The 15635-nt window shown below is 40.5% G+C and carries 11 protein-coding genes; 7 read left to right on the forward strand and 4 right to left on the reverse strand.

All coding sequences use genetic code 11. The features are described from left to right. Nucleotides 1–278 precede the first annotated feature (278 nt). Together HXY43_RS07910 and cobA are read left to right on the forward strand one after the other, a co-directional pair. Nucleotides 279–1037 (forward strand): sirohydrochlorin chelatase, encoded by a 759-nt coding sequence (locus tag HXY43_RS07910; protein ID WP_290881941.1) that lies wholly within the window; start codon nucleotides 279–281, stop codon nucleotides 1035–1037. After that, complete coding sequence (gene cobA, locus HXY43_RS07915) at nucleotides 1037–1831, forward strand: uroporphyrinogen-III C-methyltransferase (RefSeq protein ID WP_290881944.1); 795 nt, start codon at nucleotides 1037–1039, stop codon at nucleotides 1829–1831. The genes HXY43_RS07910 and cobA overlap by 1 nt, the downstream gene beginning before the upstream one ends. Before the next feature lie 170 nt (nucleotides 1832–2001). Here the strand turns inward: cobA and HXY43_RS07920 are convergent, their stop codons facing one another. From HXY43_RS07920 to HXY43_RS07935, 4 genes are all read right to left on the reverse strand, one after another. Further along, nucleotides 2002–2880, reverse strand: coding sequence for an Hpt domain-containing protein (locus HXY43_RS07920; RefSeq protein ID WP_290881947.1), 879 nt, complete (start codon nucleotides 2878–2880; stop codon nucleotides 2002–2004). Between the two features lie 500 nt (nucleotides 2881–3380). Next, on the reverse strand, nucleotides 3381–6650 hold the full coding sequence (locus HXY43_RS07925) for a GAF domain-containing protein (RefSeq protein WP_290881950.1): 3270 nt from the start codon (nucleotides 6648–6650) through the stop codon (nucleotides 3381–3383). A 170-nt stretch (nucleotides 6651–6820) separates the two neighbouring features. After that, complete coding sequence (locus tag HXY43_RS07930) at nucleotides 6821–7321, reverse strand: chemotaxis protein CheW (protein ID WP_290881953.1); 501 nt, start codon at nucleotides 7319–7321, stop codon at nucleotides 6821–6823. A 181-nt stretch (nucleotides 7322–7502) separates the two neighbouring features. Further along, complete coding sequence (locus tag HXY43_RS07935) at nucleotides 7503–8807, reverse strand: response regulator (protein ID WP_290881955.1); 1305 nt, start codon at nucleotides 8805–8807, stop codon at nucleotides 7503–7505. A gap of 2002 nt (nucleotides 8808–10809) precedes the next feature. On the opposite strand from HXY43_RS07935, the gene HXY43_RS07940 reads away from it, so the two are divergent. The 5 genes from HXY43_RS07940 (at nucleotide 10810) to HXY43_RS07960 (ending at nucleotide 15560) form a co-directional block, all read left to right on the forward strand. Then, nucleotides 10810–11754 (forward strand): RluA family pseudouridine synthase, encoded by a 945-nt coding sequence (locus HXY43_RS07940; protein ID WP_290881957.1) that lies wholly within the window; start codon nucleotides 10810–10812, stop codon nucleotides 11752–11754. A gap of 668 nt (nucleotides 11755–12422) precedes the next feature. Continuing rightward, nucleotides 12423–12941, forward strand: a complete 519-nt coding sequence (locus tag HXY43_RS07945) for a phycocyanin/phycoerythrocyanin subunit beta (protein WP_290881960.1) — start codon at nucleotides 12423–12425, stop codon at nucleotides 12939–12941. 169 nt (nucleotides 12942–13110) lie between these two features. Continuing rightward, complete coding sequence (locus HXY43_RS07950; RefSeq protein ID WP_197036244.1) at nucleotides 13111–13602, forward strand: phycocyanin alpha subunit; 492 nt, start codon at nucleotides 13111–13113, stop codon at nucleotides 13600–13602. 218 nt (nucleotides 13603–13820) lie between these two features. Next, complete coding sequence (locus HXY43_RS07955; RefSeq protein WP_290881961.1) at nucleotides 13821–14660, forward strand: phycobilisome linker polypeptide; 840 nt, start codon at nucleotides 13821–13823, stop codon at nucleotides 14658–14660. Nucleotides 14661–14786: 126 nt separating this feature from the next. Next, the gene (locus HXY43_RS07960) at nucleotides 14787–15560 is read left to right on the forward strand and encodes a HEAT repeat domain-containing protein (protein ID WP_290881962.1); all 774 of its coding nucleotides are present in this window, start codon (nucleotides 14787–14789) and stop codon (nucleotides 15558–15560) included. Nucleotides 15561–15635: the final 75 nt, after the last annotated feature.

Below are 15635 nucleotides of genomic sequence, written 5' to 3' on the forward strand. Positions count from 1 at the left end.
GTCTGTAGTTATTAGGGAAGCCAGTGTGCCCTTGGAGATTACCTCCGCTGTAGCATATGGCACGCGTTTTTTTTGCGAAATCAATATCTTTTGACAGAAGCAAGAGCCTGAAGCTTAGTAGTTAAAACCCAAAAAATAACTACTTTACAGGCAGAATTGTTGTTTGTTGTTTGTTGATGGAACAACCAACTATCAACAAACAACAACCAACAAATAAAAGTTAATTTTAAGATTTGCTAAAATAACACGAGTAGAAGTTTTGAGTTGCACTTTTGCCAATGCCATCTGCATATCTGCTGATATCCCACGGAAGTCGAGATCCGCGCCCAGAAATTGCTATGCAGCAGTTGGCAAAACTAGTATCTGAACAAGCACAAGGTAATTTGGCTGATATTGCCGCAATTGGTGGTGTTGCTTCTGTAGCTAGGTGTGAAACTTTAGTAGGTACAGCATATTTAGAATTGAGTCCAGAACCTTTACACGAGCAAATCATCAAGTTTGCCAGGAATATAGCTCCTTTGCAGAAGTTTCGCCTCAAAATCGTGCCATTATTTCTGCTACCAGGAGTGCATGTGATGGAAGATATTCCGACTGAGGTAGGGTTGGCAAGCCAAGTTCTTGGTCAAGATATCTTGATAGAGTTGCAACCATATTTAGGTTGTCACCCTGGTTTAGAACGCTTGTTAGCAAAGCAATTCGCGAGTGCAACAGCCACAGCGAGGATTCTTTTAGCGCATGGTAGTCGTCGTCCGGGTTCGCGACAGCCAGTGGAAGTAATGGCAAAGAATTTAGGCGCAGTGACTGCTTATTGGTCTGTACCTCCTAGTTTAGAAACGCAAGTTCAAGAGTTGATTATCGCTGGGTACAAGCAAATTGCAATTCTGCCATACTTTTTATTCGCGGGTGGAATAACTGATGCGATCGCTCAGACAACAGAAAAGCTACAATTACAGTTTCTGGAGGTGAATTTGCAACTGGCAGAGCCTTTGGGAGTAAGTACAGAATTAGCTGAGCTGATTTGGGATTTAATAAAGTAATGAACCGCAGAGGCGCAGAGGAAGCAGAGGAAGAGGGGAAGAAAGTTTTGGGAAAGGTTTATTTGGTGGGTGCTGGGCCTGGAGATCCGGGGTTGATGACGCTTAAGGGTAAGGGGTTGTTGGAGTGTGCGGATGTCGTTATCTATGATGCTTTGGTCAGTCCGGCAATTTTAGCAATGATTAATCCCCAAGCCGAGAAAATTGATGCTGGTAAGCGGCGGGGGCGTCATTCGCTGATGCAGGAAGAAACAACGCAGTTAATGATTGAGAAAGCCGAGGATAATGCGATCGTTGTGCGCTTAAAGGGAGGCGATCCGTTTGTTTTTGGTCGCGGCGGCGAGGAGATGGAAGAATTGCTCAATGCGGGAGTACCTGTGGAAGTGGTACCCGGTATTACATCGGGAATAGCAGCACCAGCCTATGCAGGAATTCCTTTGACCCATCGGTTGTATAGTTCATCTGTTACATTTGTTACAGGGCATGAGGCAGCGGGTAAGTATCGACCGGCTGTAAATTGGAATGCGATCGCCCACGGTTCAGAGACGATTGTAATTTACATGGGGATTCACAATCTGCCTTATATTGTCGAAGAGTTGGTAAAGGCGGGATTGAGTGAAGAAACTCCCATTGCTTTGGTGCGTTGGGGTACGCGACCAGATCAGGAAGAATTAATTGGTGAGTTGGGGACGATTGTAGAGGAAGTGGAAAAGTCTGGATTTGGTGCGCCTGCGATCGTTGTGATTGGTGCAGTGGTGAATATGCATAAGATTTTATCTGGTTGTCGTCTGTTGTAGTTGCGACTGTAACCTCATCTACAGGTGAGCGATCGCGCTTTCTCGTAGTTCGGAAAATAAAATTAACAATGCCGTCCTGATTCTTGCTCGTTTAATAGGCGATATTTATTGCTGCGGATGATAATTGACTGCTAGCAATCCAATCCAGCAACTCGCTAGCACTCACAGCACTACCTGACCATTACCCAAAATTGTACAATTGCTAAAGCCAGCAGGCATGTAAATGTAGATATTTTAGTTGCAAACACTTCTGGCTTGATTTGGTTGTTAAAGTCAACTTTTTGATCAAAGTCGAGAGCAATATTCGTAGGCAAGCTATCAATTTTTCTTGTGAGTATCAATGTTTGCGATCGCCGCCATGCTAGTAATGCCAATCGAGCAATTTCTGTAACATCTGTATTGGAGACAGCAGCGTCTAAGTGTTGCCTAATTGACTGACAAAGTTGGATAAAATCTTTTAATTGGAGTATTTCGCCCAAACTACTTAACTGAGCCGCTATCATCTCAATTTCTGGTTTTAAATCAGATTTTTCGCCATCAGGCAATAAAGATTCTAGGCGTTGCAAATATTCTTCTACTTCTGTTTGAAATAGTAATGGTATTACATCTTGCAGCGCATTTGCTGGCGTCACAACGGAGTCATCCAAATGCTTTTGTAGTTCCTCAAACATTGGTAAACAAAAAGTCACTAACCATTGTTCGTCCACAACATAGCCATCTGACAGTAACTTCACTATTTGACGCAGCCAATCAACTCCAGCTAATAGTAAACTGTGTAACTCAGGGTCATTTTCTAGAGAGTTAAGGCGTGTTTTTAAAACATTCAAAGAATCTTCCAAACGGTGAGCAAAATCACTCAGTAAGCGAAATCCTCTGATGTTCGCCCCATATTTAATTAAATGAGTAGCTCTGAGGGCTAAATTGATGTTTTGGGTAGAAATTTGATGATTTGCTTTTAGTTCCAAAAATACAGAATCCAGAGTATTGAGATTATCATTTACTTCTTGCAGAAACTGTATTTGGCTTTCTAGAACCCTGTTTTGTAACATACAGGTCATGGCTAATAATAAATTAGTAAATTATAAATTAGCAATTTTCGTAGATTCTGTAGTTTAACTTTCAGAATTGATTATTTATAATTTTGATGCTTCTTAATTAGAGATTCATAAAATTACTCTCTTTCCAGCTAAAAACAGCTATTTTTTAATTAACCATATATCACACAGAGTCTACGGAGGAAAAAGTAGGATTTAGTAATTTCACAACAAGAAGCGATGATTTCAAAAATAAAGCTTTGAAATAAAATATACATCTATTAATAACTCATTAAATTAGGGTGTGAGCGACTTATACTGTTTATTGAAAAATGACTACAAATATTCTTGGCTTGTAGTAAGCACTTAAGTGCTTACTACTAACAATGTGTAGTTATAGTTTTGAGAATTGATATTATCTATGGTAAGTTGTAACATACAAAATCTTGTTTATTCGGTGCATTCATGTCAATTAGCGCACCGAATAAATTATTATTTACTTTATCAATAACTTGTTACCCAATTTTGAAATTACTAACACTGGCTTGTAATTGCTGGTAAATTTCTAATGTTTTTTGGAGAGACGCGGATACTTTGCGATAGGAACTACTGGTCATTTCAGATACTCTGGCGATTTCTTTCATCAAATTGATGACTTCTTTAGAAGTTTGTACCTGAGATACTGTAGCGATAGATATTGACTGTACCAAGTTGTCAAGTTGGCAACAAATATTGAGCATTTGATTCAAGCTGTGTTTGCTATCTTCAATCAAATGAGTTATTTCTACTACCTGTACGCTTCCCAGTTCTATTGTCTTAACTACTTCACCAACTTCTAGTTGCATACTGGCAGCAATTCCTTCAATTTCACTAGTGACTGTGGTGCTTTGCGCTGCCAGTGCAGCCACTTCTTCAGAAAAAGAGACTAAACCTTGACTGTGTTCACCTGCGCGTGCTCCTTCAATGCCAGCGTTGATCGCTAGCAAGTTGGTTTGCAAAGAAATTTGATTGATTAAGGAGGCCAAACGTGAAATTTGTTGGGAATGTTCCCCTAAACGCTTGAGTTTTTTAGCCGTTTCTCCAATTGATTCTCGCAAGCTAAAGATATTCTCGACGGTGAGATCCATTGCTGCGTCGCCAAGTTCGACGGTTGGAGAGGCGGTGCGAGCAACTGCTGTGGCTAGTCTGGCATTTTTGGCTACACCTTTTATGGAAAGTCTGATTTGATCAACTGCATCGAGAGAACGGTCGATTTCCTGTGTTTGTTTGAATGTGTCAATTGCCAGTTGACCGATCGCCCCAGAATTTTCGGCGATCGCTGTATTCAAATGGGTAGCAGCTGTTCTGACTTGGATGACAATCTCTCGCAAGTTTTCAACAATGAAGTTACAAAAGTCTGCGATCGCGCCGATTTCGCCCTTACTGACTTCCACACGTACTGTCAAGTCACCCCTTTTGGCTCCAGCCACATTATCTAGGAGTTTGTTTAGCTCCTGTTGCAGTTGTTCTGATTGCTGACGTTGCTCTTGGGTAGCTTTTTCGCTTTGCTCTAAAAGATTAGCTCGCTCTAAAGCCAGTCCTACCAGTCTGGCGAATTGCTCAAATAAATCAATTTCCGCCTGTTGCCACACACGAGTTCTAGTACACTGATGGGCAATTAACAAGCCTAGTAAGTTGCTCCCCAACAAAATTGGTGCTTCCAAATGGGCTTTGACTGCAAATGATTCCAGCTGTTTAATGTAAAACTCCGAAAAACCGGCTTGGTAAATGTTGTTAGTAGCCAGTACACCACCTTGGCGATACCTTTCTACGTAATCTTGCAAACTCGTTTCATGAAATCTTGTTTCTAAAGTGCCAGGTAAACCTTCAACTACGGACTCAGCGAGAATACTACCTTGCCAATTCTGATCAAATTTACAGATGACGACTCGATCCACCTTTAAGGCTTTACGGATATCTTGAACTGCCAAATTGTAAATTTCCTGAGAGTTGAGAGTTCCGGATAAGTGAATGGCAAAGTCTTTCAATACCTGGCTCACCTCTAATAAACTCACTCGTTCTAAAGCCAGTCCGACTTGAACAGCCAACTGCCTTAAGAAATTAATTTCAAAAGGTTGCCAAACATGGGGAGCCCAGCAATAATGAGCCATCAAGAAGCCAAAGATTTGATTATCTTTGAGAATTGGTGTTGCCAATATCGCCTTGACTTGCAGTCTTTCCATCAACTTGAGATGCTCAGGAGTTAATTCTGCCTCGAAGATGTTATTGGCAATGAGCACCCCACCAGTGGTGTAGGCTTCCATGAGTTGTCTGGCAATGGAACTATCTTCAATAGTGTCCCCCAAAGTTAGGGGTAATCCAGGAGCAACGGACTCAGCTACAACTTGCCCCCTACCGTGAGCATTAAAGTGATAGACGACAACTCGATGCGCTCCTAATGCTTGTCTGGCCTCTATAACCGCAGTGTTAAATAAATCTTCACAACTGAGTGACTGGCGAATTGCCGTTAAGATGTTTGTGAACATCCTTAAGCGCTCAGCTTCGGCTTTTTGTTTGTGTAGCAAGTCTTGTAGCTGATCTGCCATGCGGTTAATACTGGCTCCGAGGGTAGCAAATTCATTTTCACCCTGGACAGTAATGCGAGTATCAAAATTACCTCTCGCCAGTTTTTTCACCACCGTAATAGCAGTTTGAATTGGCAGAGTCAGACGGTTCGCTAAAATGGCGGCGATCGCACCTACTAGCAACGCCGTTACAATCGTTCCAATTGCCAATATCAGCAATAATTGTTTTTGAGTCGCCAGTGCAATAGCTTTATCGGTACTCAAAACTAATTTCCAATTCAGGTTTGGCAAACCTTCTATTCTTTGCCAAGGAACAAAAGTTGTTAAGTCTTCAGCATTGCCTTTTCGATCGGGTAATGTACGCGTCACTACCCGTTGGGCTGTTTGCAGCTGTTCCCAATTCGGAATCACTTTTTGAGCGTTTTTACCCAAGTGATTTTTGTCTGTAGCTAAAAAAATCTTTCCCGCAGCATCTATGAGCTGGTATTCATCCTTAATTGCCGAAAGTTTATTGAGTGTTTGTGCTAAAGATTGCACGGGTATGACTGCTTGGATAATATAAATAGTCTTACCCGTGACACTATCTTTAACAGGTGCAGCCAAGTAAATTTTAGATTGTTGTGGATTTGTTGTTGTGAATGGCTGGCTGATATGAGGTTGATTAGTGGTGAGAACTGCTTGAAAAGATTCCTGATTTTTTTGGTTAGAAATTGGTTGTCCTTTGGTTTGTAAAAAGACATCTCCATTTAGATCCAAAACGGCGATGCTTTCATAAACTTGATAAATTTCCTGCCAATTGTTTACTCGTGCTTCTTTCTCTTGTGCATCTAAATTTTGTCTAAGTGTAGAGTTAGTGAGGAAATTTTGACTGGCAAATAACTGAATTTCTCCATATCGCTTTCGTAAAAATCGCTCAATATTATTTGATAAATTCAGGGCACTAGTTTGTTTAACATTACTAATTTCCTTAGTGAGGGATTGATTGATTAAGTAATAGCTTAGTGCCCCAATTCCCAAGATTGGTAGAGTAGAAATTGCAATAGCAAACGCGATCGCTTTGGTGCGAAAGCTTGCCTGTTTTACCAATGCTGTGAGGCTATTGATGGGAGAATATACAGAGTAATTTCTGCGCTGTATTACAGTCTCAATTTCAGGTGAAACCATAAATGTACGCTGTCGAGAATTGCTGTTTGTCTTCTCGGAATTAATTCTATTAACCATCAAATTATCTCTATGTTCAGAAAATGAAATATTTTTTCTTGATACAGACTAGTACAGTCTAAAGGAAGCAATAAGCTGATGATATATGCATAATTCCTTTCTACTTCTTGCAGTTCTGCAAATTCGCTGTTTCACGCGAATTTGCAGGATGCTATTCTTGCCATCTTGTACTAGTAGTTATTATGAAAAATCTGAGACTGCACAATAGCTTGTGCATCTAATACCAATAAAATTTCTGTGTCTTGCCAAATCAATCCACTTAAATAAGGAACCAAACTGTGGGAAATTTGTGAATGAGGCGATTGAATTATATCAGAGATTAACCTGATAATGCCTTTTATCTCTGGTACAACTATACCTAACAGTACTGATTTTATATGAATAATGATGAGATTGTACTGTAGCGATCGATTATTTATAGATTCTAGGTTGAGCATATTTGGCAAATCAATAACCCAAATTATGCGACTGCGCCAATTCATTAATCCCAGTACACAAGCAGGCATATTTGGCATTGATGCTATAGACTCAACTGGCACAATCATTACTTCTTGCGTGTGCCGTATTGGTAAAACAGCAGAGGTGGATTGATTCAATTTAAACTTGAGATAGCCATCTCCCAATTTATTTGGGTTTTGGTTGATGAAAATTTTAGTGTTTGGACTGTCCATTGTCAAAGTAACCGCTGTTACCGATCAAATCACACTCAGCATTGATTTGCAGATTTAGAGTTTATTTACATAGGCGCGATCATCTTAGTTGTATGCAAGCAAAAATATAGTCAACTGTGTAAATGGATGTGAAGTTTTTCGCTCCATTTCCCATTCCTGAATCATACTTATTTTTATCCAGCTATTGAATGTGTTGAAAGATTTCTTTAAGTAAATCTGCTTGTGTAAAAGGCTTACTCAAATAGCCTGATGCTCTCACAATCTTAGCTTTGGCTTTATCTATAAAGCCTGTTCGACCCGTAATCATAATCACTGGTGTGTTTTTAAACTGAGAATGTTTTCGCACCAATGAACACAGTTCATAACCATCTAAATTGGGCATCTCGATGTCTAGTAAAATTATGTCTGGTTTCAGGCGAATAATTTGCATTAAAGCCTTCAATGGATCGTTGATGCCCACAACAGAAAACATTTGATCGTCTAAAAATCTTTGGATAGCATTCACTACTACTGGGCTGTCATCAATGCAGAAGATTGTGTAGATTTTTTTCTCTGTTTGTGGCTGGGAAATGAGTGGATGGTTATTGTTGCTAGCGTTAACAGGATGAGGCAATACCTTGGGAGAATGTGGCTTTGGCAATGGTTGCTGAGTTGGTATTGCAGATTGTGGCTGAACTGGAGGTACAACATGAAGATGCTGTTGCTGTCCCGAAACAGTTGAGGAGTTTGTTGTAGAGGCTTCTGCTGTAGATGCCCTACCCTCATGGGAAGATGCTGCGCGTCTGTGGTGGGGGGCTTCCTGGTGGTTATCGGCGGGTTGCTGGAAAGACGCTCTTTGGCTGGTTTCCCGTAGACTAGCAACTGCAAATCCAGAAGCTGATTGGTTATCGCTTGGATGGTGTCGCCCTAATGCGGGTTGCTTTGATGGTGAAGAATCAATATTGCCTGGGCTTGACACACCGCGCGATCGCTTTTGACAACATTCGACTAGCAAGCGTATATCCAAGTGACAGAACTTTGGCATCTCATCCAAAAAGCTCTCAGGATTAAACTCGTAACTCCCCTCTTTCAAGTGTAGAAACGGCTCTAATACGTCTAGTGCCAAGTGTTCTATCAATATCCCGGCTTGACCAGAAGTAATATACTTCTGATTGACTAACCAGCAAATCGCTAGATAATCTGGATTCGGTATCGCCTGATTCTCAATCCCAGTTTCAAAGATCGCCTGCAACTGCTCTTTAATTCCATGATGAAGAGTAGGAATTTTTTGACTCAAACGCTGCAAGTGTTTGTAAAGCAGCTCAAACATTTTATCTGTACAGCAAGCATAAACTAGTCTTCCCTCCTCTACATAAATTGACCAAGAAGCTGAAGCGGTAAACACTTGTAAACAACCAGTAGTGGATTTACTAGTTATTTTCTTCAACAGAAACAGCGGTTGCAGTGTCTGATAAAATCTGTATCTATTGATAGGAAGTATCTTCATGGCTATGGTTCTCAGATAAAATCAAGATTTACAAATGCAAGTGGTGAATATCCTTGCTATTGCCACATAGCAAAATGGCTCTACTTGTTGCCATGAAACAGCGCCTGTATCTTGCACTTACTTAACATTAGCTTAAACTTTAGGTACACTCATATAAAGAGTACGTGAAGCGGATAGCTACTTGAAAACTAATAACGCTCTCCAATAGGAGAGCAACGCGCATCAGATTAGCAAGGCTCGGAGCGCGATCGCACATCTGCAAGCTGAAGACGGACGCTCAAAAGTATGCTGGCATATCTATTGTTGTATCCTCTAACTTAGTGAACCATGTCATTAGTTTTGATTAGTTTGTAGCAAGCAATTAGCACTATGGATGCGTGACAACTTCCCGAAAGAATTGCACTTCATGCAAACCATCTAAACTCACCAAAACTAATGTAGGTTCGCTAGTTGGTTGAATGCTTCCCTGCTAAGTCCTACTTTTGCTCACAGCGAAATCTTTAATGACACGACAGTAATAGCGAACTCCTACCAATTGTGGCTGAGGAGATGCTTGGCTCAGCAATGATGGAGTACAAGATACAACTGCTATTGGTTCAAAAGAAGGCAATTTCTTCATAAGTTCTGAAAACACCCTCTAAACTTTTGTCCTGATGATCTGGAAGATTGCCCTGATGATCTGGATAAGTAGTCATCTTGAAGAATTACAATTGCCTAATTAAATAATTTTGCTGTAATTCAACAAGTATACTGCATACCTAAAAAATAGAAATATCTTCCTAACATTTAGATTACTATAATTTCACGATAATAGTTAAAAACAACGTGAAAAATACTATCTCTAAGTAAAGAAAATGTGAAACTAAAGTTATTGGCATATGCGAAAAAATGTCAGGAATATTTAAAGTTTTATTTTTTTAGCTGCTGATACTTAAGTGTACAAAAAATGTACACTTAAGATAAAGTTTATTAATTGCTTTTTAGCAGCTAGTATTGCTATAAATACTTCTATCAATATATACCAAATTATTCTGTGGGTTTAGATACATTTATATATTTATGGCTACTTTCTTATCAGGCTTCAAAAGTCAGAATAACTGCTTTCTATTACTCACATTATTAGGCTTTTCTAGGCTCACCATTGCATTAATCAACTTACGATGAACCTTGTCAAAGAGCTTAATTGAGCTGATTTAGTATGATATTGACTACTGAGGTATATATTCTTAAAATCCGAATTTAATCCGGATGAAATGTTTAGGTCAAAATGACAAGCATCTGAAGTATAGGCTGTATCTGCACCAGCGATATCTCAAAAAATACCAACCAGCTAATACATACTACAAAAGATTCAAGCTCATAGATAAAATTTGTACATTAACAATGATTGTTTTATTACCGTAAGAATATATATATAGGTTTTGTACACAAGAAATAATGTATGTTTAGTCAACAAATGTAAAAGTAAAAAATATTGCTCAGTTTTTCTAAAATCAAACTTTTCCGGATTACATGGTAAAAGTCATGTATTGTTATAAGCAAAAAAAGTCTAGAGATGTTACACACGTTGTTTTTGAGTAAGCATCTCTAAAACTGCACAAGTTTAACTAGCAGCTTGTGATATAGCTTTTGGCAAACTGATATGTAAGATGTGAAACTCAGCAATTAAACATTATCCACATCCAAAATGACTAAATATATTTCCTCTTGTTCAACAACAATAAACTTTTAAAGTTGAGTATGGCAATGGGTGCTATGCCAGCATTGCTGTCACCCCTCATCCCTCTCAAGAAACATGAGGGAAACGTAAGAGAGATTTTGATACTTTTTTATGCCCAAATAAGTATGGGCATTTGTCTTAACAAGAACGAAAGGATTATAAAATCTTCTTCTGTGTGTGATAGCAGTTTGTTAAAATCGTAACGCCAACCACTCAACAAAACTTACAGCAATTATCAATAGAAGCTAAACTACAAAAACTGGAAGTAAAAGCAACGCAACTGTGACTGAAATTAGTTTACAAGTAGAAGAACAAGCAGAACGTTTAGATCGCTACTTAGCCGAAAAGTGTACAGATCTATCCCGTTCCCGTATCCAGCAGTTAATTGAACAAGGCCAAGTGCAACTCAATGGCAAAGTCTGCACATCTAAAAAGACAGGGGTGAAAGTGGGCGATCGCATTTCCTTAGAAATTCCCCCAGCAGAACCTCTCGAACTTGCAGCAGAAGATATCCCCCTAGACATCCTCTACGAAGATGACCAACTATTAATTCTCAATAAACCTGCGGGTTTAGTTGTCCATCCTGCACCCGGCCATCCCGATGGCACATTGGTTAACGCCATCTTAGCTCATTGTCCCAACCTACCCGGTATTGGCGGTGTGCAGCGTCCGGGAATTGTGCATCGATTGGATAAGGATACAACAGGGGCGATCGCTATTGCTAAAACTGAATTTGCCCATCAACACCTACAAGCACAACTTAAAGCTAAAACCGCACAGCGAGAATATCTAGGGGTAGTCTACGGTGTTACGAAAACAGAAAGCGGTACAGTTAACTTGCCTATCGGTCGCCATCCAGTAGACCGCAAAAAAATGGCTGTTGTCTCAACAGAACAAGGCGGAAGACCAGCAGTCACTCATTGGCGAATATTAGAGCGCTTAGGCAACTATACATTGATGCGCTTTCAACTAGAAACCGGACGCACCCATCAAATTCGTGTCCACAGTGCGCACATGGGTCATCCTATTGTTGGCGATCCTGTTTATAGTTCCGGTCATTCGGTTGGTGTGAATTTACCTGGTCAAGCACTCCATGCTTGGCGATTAAGGTTACAGCATCCAATTTCCGGACAGTGGATTGAAGTAACTGCGTCTCCTCCCCAAACCTTTACGACTCTTCTTGAAGTTTTGAGGCGGCGAGTTACTGTATCTTCCCAAAGAAAGTAAAGGCTGAGAAATTTGACAGAATTTTCTTAACTCACCTTTACATATCTTCATGTAGTCATATGCGTCAAAGCTTCCCTACATCCGAGAAATATCTGCTTTTACCCAGGATGTTTGAGATAAATTTGCAGATTTGGATTTTAAGTATTTTGACTAATGTAGCAAGGCGATAAAACCGTTACATACAATACAGATTTTTTATTTGTACTCTTTGTGAGAGAGCTAACTAAATTTTGTTTTGACCGGAACAGGATCAAATATTATGTTGCTTTTCTAACCAATAATCTTATAGCAGCATATTTGTGAACTTAAGTAAACAAAGGTAACACAATGTAAATGGAAAATTTAATTAAGAAGACTATAAGCTTATCTATTCATAAATTTCGTTGAATTATCTAGAGTTTTACACTTGTTAAATAAAGTTCATAAAAAAAGATCGCCAGCCATATATAAAATACGAACTAGGTTAAAAAGCAATTTAAAGAAATCAAGACAATCAAGGTTTTTTCGGGCTACATATTTGCACGTAGCAATCATTTTTTTTGATTTTTTAATGTGCAATGTTTGCCATGTTTTATATTGCCTATTTGTCATGATGATCTGATTGCTTTTAACTCAGAATAAGCTGAATTAATGCTTGAATTTGCTGCTGTGAATACGAGGAGAAAAAAATGCTTGACGCTTTTTCTAGAGTAGTTGAACAAGCTGATAAAAAAGGTGCTTACCTAAGCGGTGACGAAATCAACAGTCTCCAGGGAATGGTTGCTGATAGCAATAAGCGCCTAGATGTAGTTAACCGACTCACCAGCAACGCTTCCTCCATAGTGGCGAATGCTTATCGTGCTTTAGTTGCAGAACGTCCACAAGTATTTAATCCTGGTGGTGCTTGCTTCCACCATCGCAACCAGGCTGCTTGCATCCGCGATTTAGGATTTATTCTGCGTTATGTCACCTATTCAGTTTTGGCAGGTGATGCCAGCGTTATGGACGATCGCTGTTTGAACGGTTTGCGTGAAACCTATCAAGCTCTTGGTACTCCTGGTGATGCAGTGGCTTCTGGAATTCAAAAAATGAAGGAAGCTGCCATCAATATTGCTAACGATCCCAATGGCATTACCAGAGGTGATTGCAGTCAGTTAATGTCTGAAGTAGCTAGCTATTTTGACCGCGCTGCTTCTGCTGTTGCTTAATATATTGCTCGTCGTGCATTGCACTTTTTAAAAATGTCCTTTGTCATTAGTCATTGGTCATTTGTAATTGCAAAAAAATTAAAGATGCAAGTGAAATGCATGGCATGTTTGCAGAATTTTTTCAAGACATTTTTGAGTAATTTGTTGGCAATTTTTGGAGAATAAGTAAATTATGAAAACCCCATTGACTGAAGCGATCGCCGCCGCTGATGTTCGCGGATCTTACCTGAGCAACACCGAATTGCAAGCAGTATTTGGTCGTTTCAACCGCGCTCGTGCTGGTTTAGAAGCTGCTAAAGCATTTGCTGACAATGGTAAGAGATGGGCGGAAGCAGCAGCCAATCATGTATATCAAAAATTCCCCTACACCACCCAAATGCAAGGGCCTCAGTACGCTTCCACTCCAGAAGGCAAATCTAAGTGCGTACGTGATATTGACCACTACTTACGTACAATTAGCTATTGCTGCGTAGTTGGTGGCACTGGCCCCTTGGATGAATACGTAGTTGCAGGCTTAAAGGAATTCAACGGTGCTCTTGGCTTATCTCCCAGCTGGTATGTAGCGGCTCTAGAATTTGTCCGTGATAATCATGGGTTGAGTGGTGATGTTGCTGGTGAAGCCAACACATACATCAACTATGCAATTAATGCATTGAGCTAAATTTACACAACTAGTGTCTTTTGTCCTTATTTAATGGCTAATGGCTAATGGCTAATCGAGACTGGTTAGTGGTTAGTGGATAGTGGTTAGTGGTTAGTGGTCAAAAAACAACTACTAACTACTAACTACTAACTACTAACAACAGTGCAATTAGCAATTGGCGATTAGCCATTCGTCATGTTTTAAAAAGAAACGAATAGAATGGAGCGATTGTAAAGATGACTACTTCAGTCGCAGAACGCCTAGCAATTAGAGATGAGATAGGCAAAAAAGTAGAACTGCGCCAAAATTGGGATGAAGATGATTTGCAGGTGGTGTTTCGGGCTGCCTATGAGCAAATTTTTGGTCGTCAAGGTGTGTATGCCAGCCAAAAATTCACCAGCGCCGAAGCAATGCTGCGTAACGGTAAAATCACCGTTAAACAATTTGTTGAGATTTTAGCAAAATCTGAATTTTACAGAGAATGCTTCTTTTACAAAAACTCACAAGTGCGGTTCATTGAATTGAACTACAAGCATTTGCTGGGACGCGCACCCTACGATCAATCCGAAATCGCATACCACACAGATCTCTACGCTTCTGGTGGTTACAATGCCGAAATAGAATCCTACATTTACAGCTCAGAATATGACAATGCCTTCGGTAATTACATTGTTCCCTATTACCGTGGATTTCAGTCAATTCCTGGCATGAAAACAGTGGGATATAACCGCATCTTCGAGCTTTACCGTGGTAGGGGTAACAGTGATAACGCCCAGTTTGGTGGTAAAAGTTCGCGCTTGCGGTCGAAAATCGCGATGAACATGTCAAATATGATTACGGCACCATTGTCGCCAGGTTTTGGCTTTGCATCACTAGCACCAACCTTAATCAGTTCTCCGGTATTGGGAGATGCTCGCATGTTTATCGTCGAAGCGATCGCTGGTGGACTAAACACGAAAGTAGCGGTGCGTCGTAGCAGACAAGTTTACACCGTACCCTACGAGCGACTCTCTGCTACCTACCAAGAAATTCACAAGCGTGGCGGCAAGATAGTTAAGATTGCGCCAGCCTCGTAGAAAAAGGGGGAAAGGGGATAGGGGATAGGGGAAAGGGTAATGGTTAGTGGTTATTAATCATGCTTAATTCCCGATCCCTAATCCCTAATCCCAATCCAAAATCCAAAATCCAAAATCCAAAATCGAATGACTGCTGCTTATTCTGCCGAACCAATTCTTTCTCCCCAAGCAGCGATCGCCGCACTCAAGGGCGAAGATAACCAAATTCGCTATTACGCTGCTTGGTGGTTGGGGAAGCATCAGGTGCAAGCAGGCTGTATGGCGTTGTGTGAAGCCCTGTTTGATGAACTTTATCGCATTCCATCAGGAGGGTATCCCCTGCGCCGTCAAGCTGCACGGGCTTTAGGGCAACTGAAGAATCCCCAAGCAGTGCCAGCGTTAATTGCTGCACTGGCATGTGATGACGATCTGCACCTGCGGGAAGCGGTGATTCAGGCTCTAGCAGCGATTGGCGACAAGCGGGCTGTTGAGCCATTGCTAAATCTCTTGCAATCTAGCCAACAGCAACCCTATGAAGCCTTGATTGAAGCACTAGCCACTTTGCAAGTCTGGTCTGTTCGTCCTCAGATAGAACCTTTTTTCAAGCATCCTTCTGAACGGGTGCAATGTGCTGCGGCGCGGTATTTGTATCTTTTGACTCAAGAACCCCAATACATCGAACGTATTGTCAATAATCTCAATCATGACAATATGTATTTGCGCTGGGCAGCCATATTTGATTTGGGAGCTGTTGGGCATCGCCAAGCAATAGATGCGATTCTCACTGCTCGGGTTCCCAACAGTCTCAAACTGTTAAATTTGAAACGTATTCTCGAAGCTTTATTAGATAGCGATCGCCCCAACCAGGAAACAATCGAGTTACTTTTTAAAGCAATTGATGATTTGTTAATTCAGCTTTGAGTTAGGGAATCGTTAGTAGTTGTAGAGACGTGCCATGGCACGTCTGTACATTGGTTAGTAGTTGGTTTTTTACCA

It is taken from the genome of Fischerella sp. (assembly GCF_013388695.1).
Taxonomy (GTDB): Bacteria; Cyanobacteriota; Cyanobacteriia; order Cyanobacteriales; family Nostocaceae; genus PCC9605.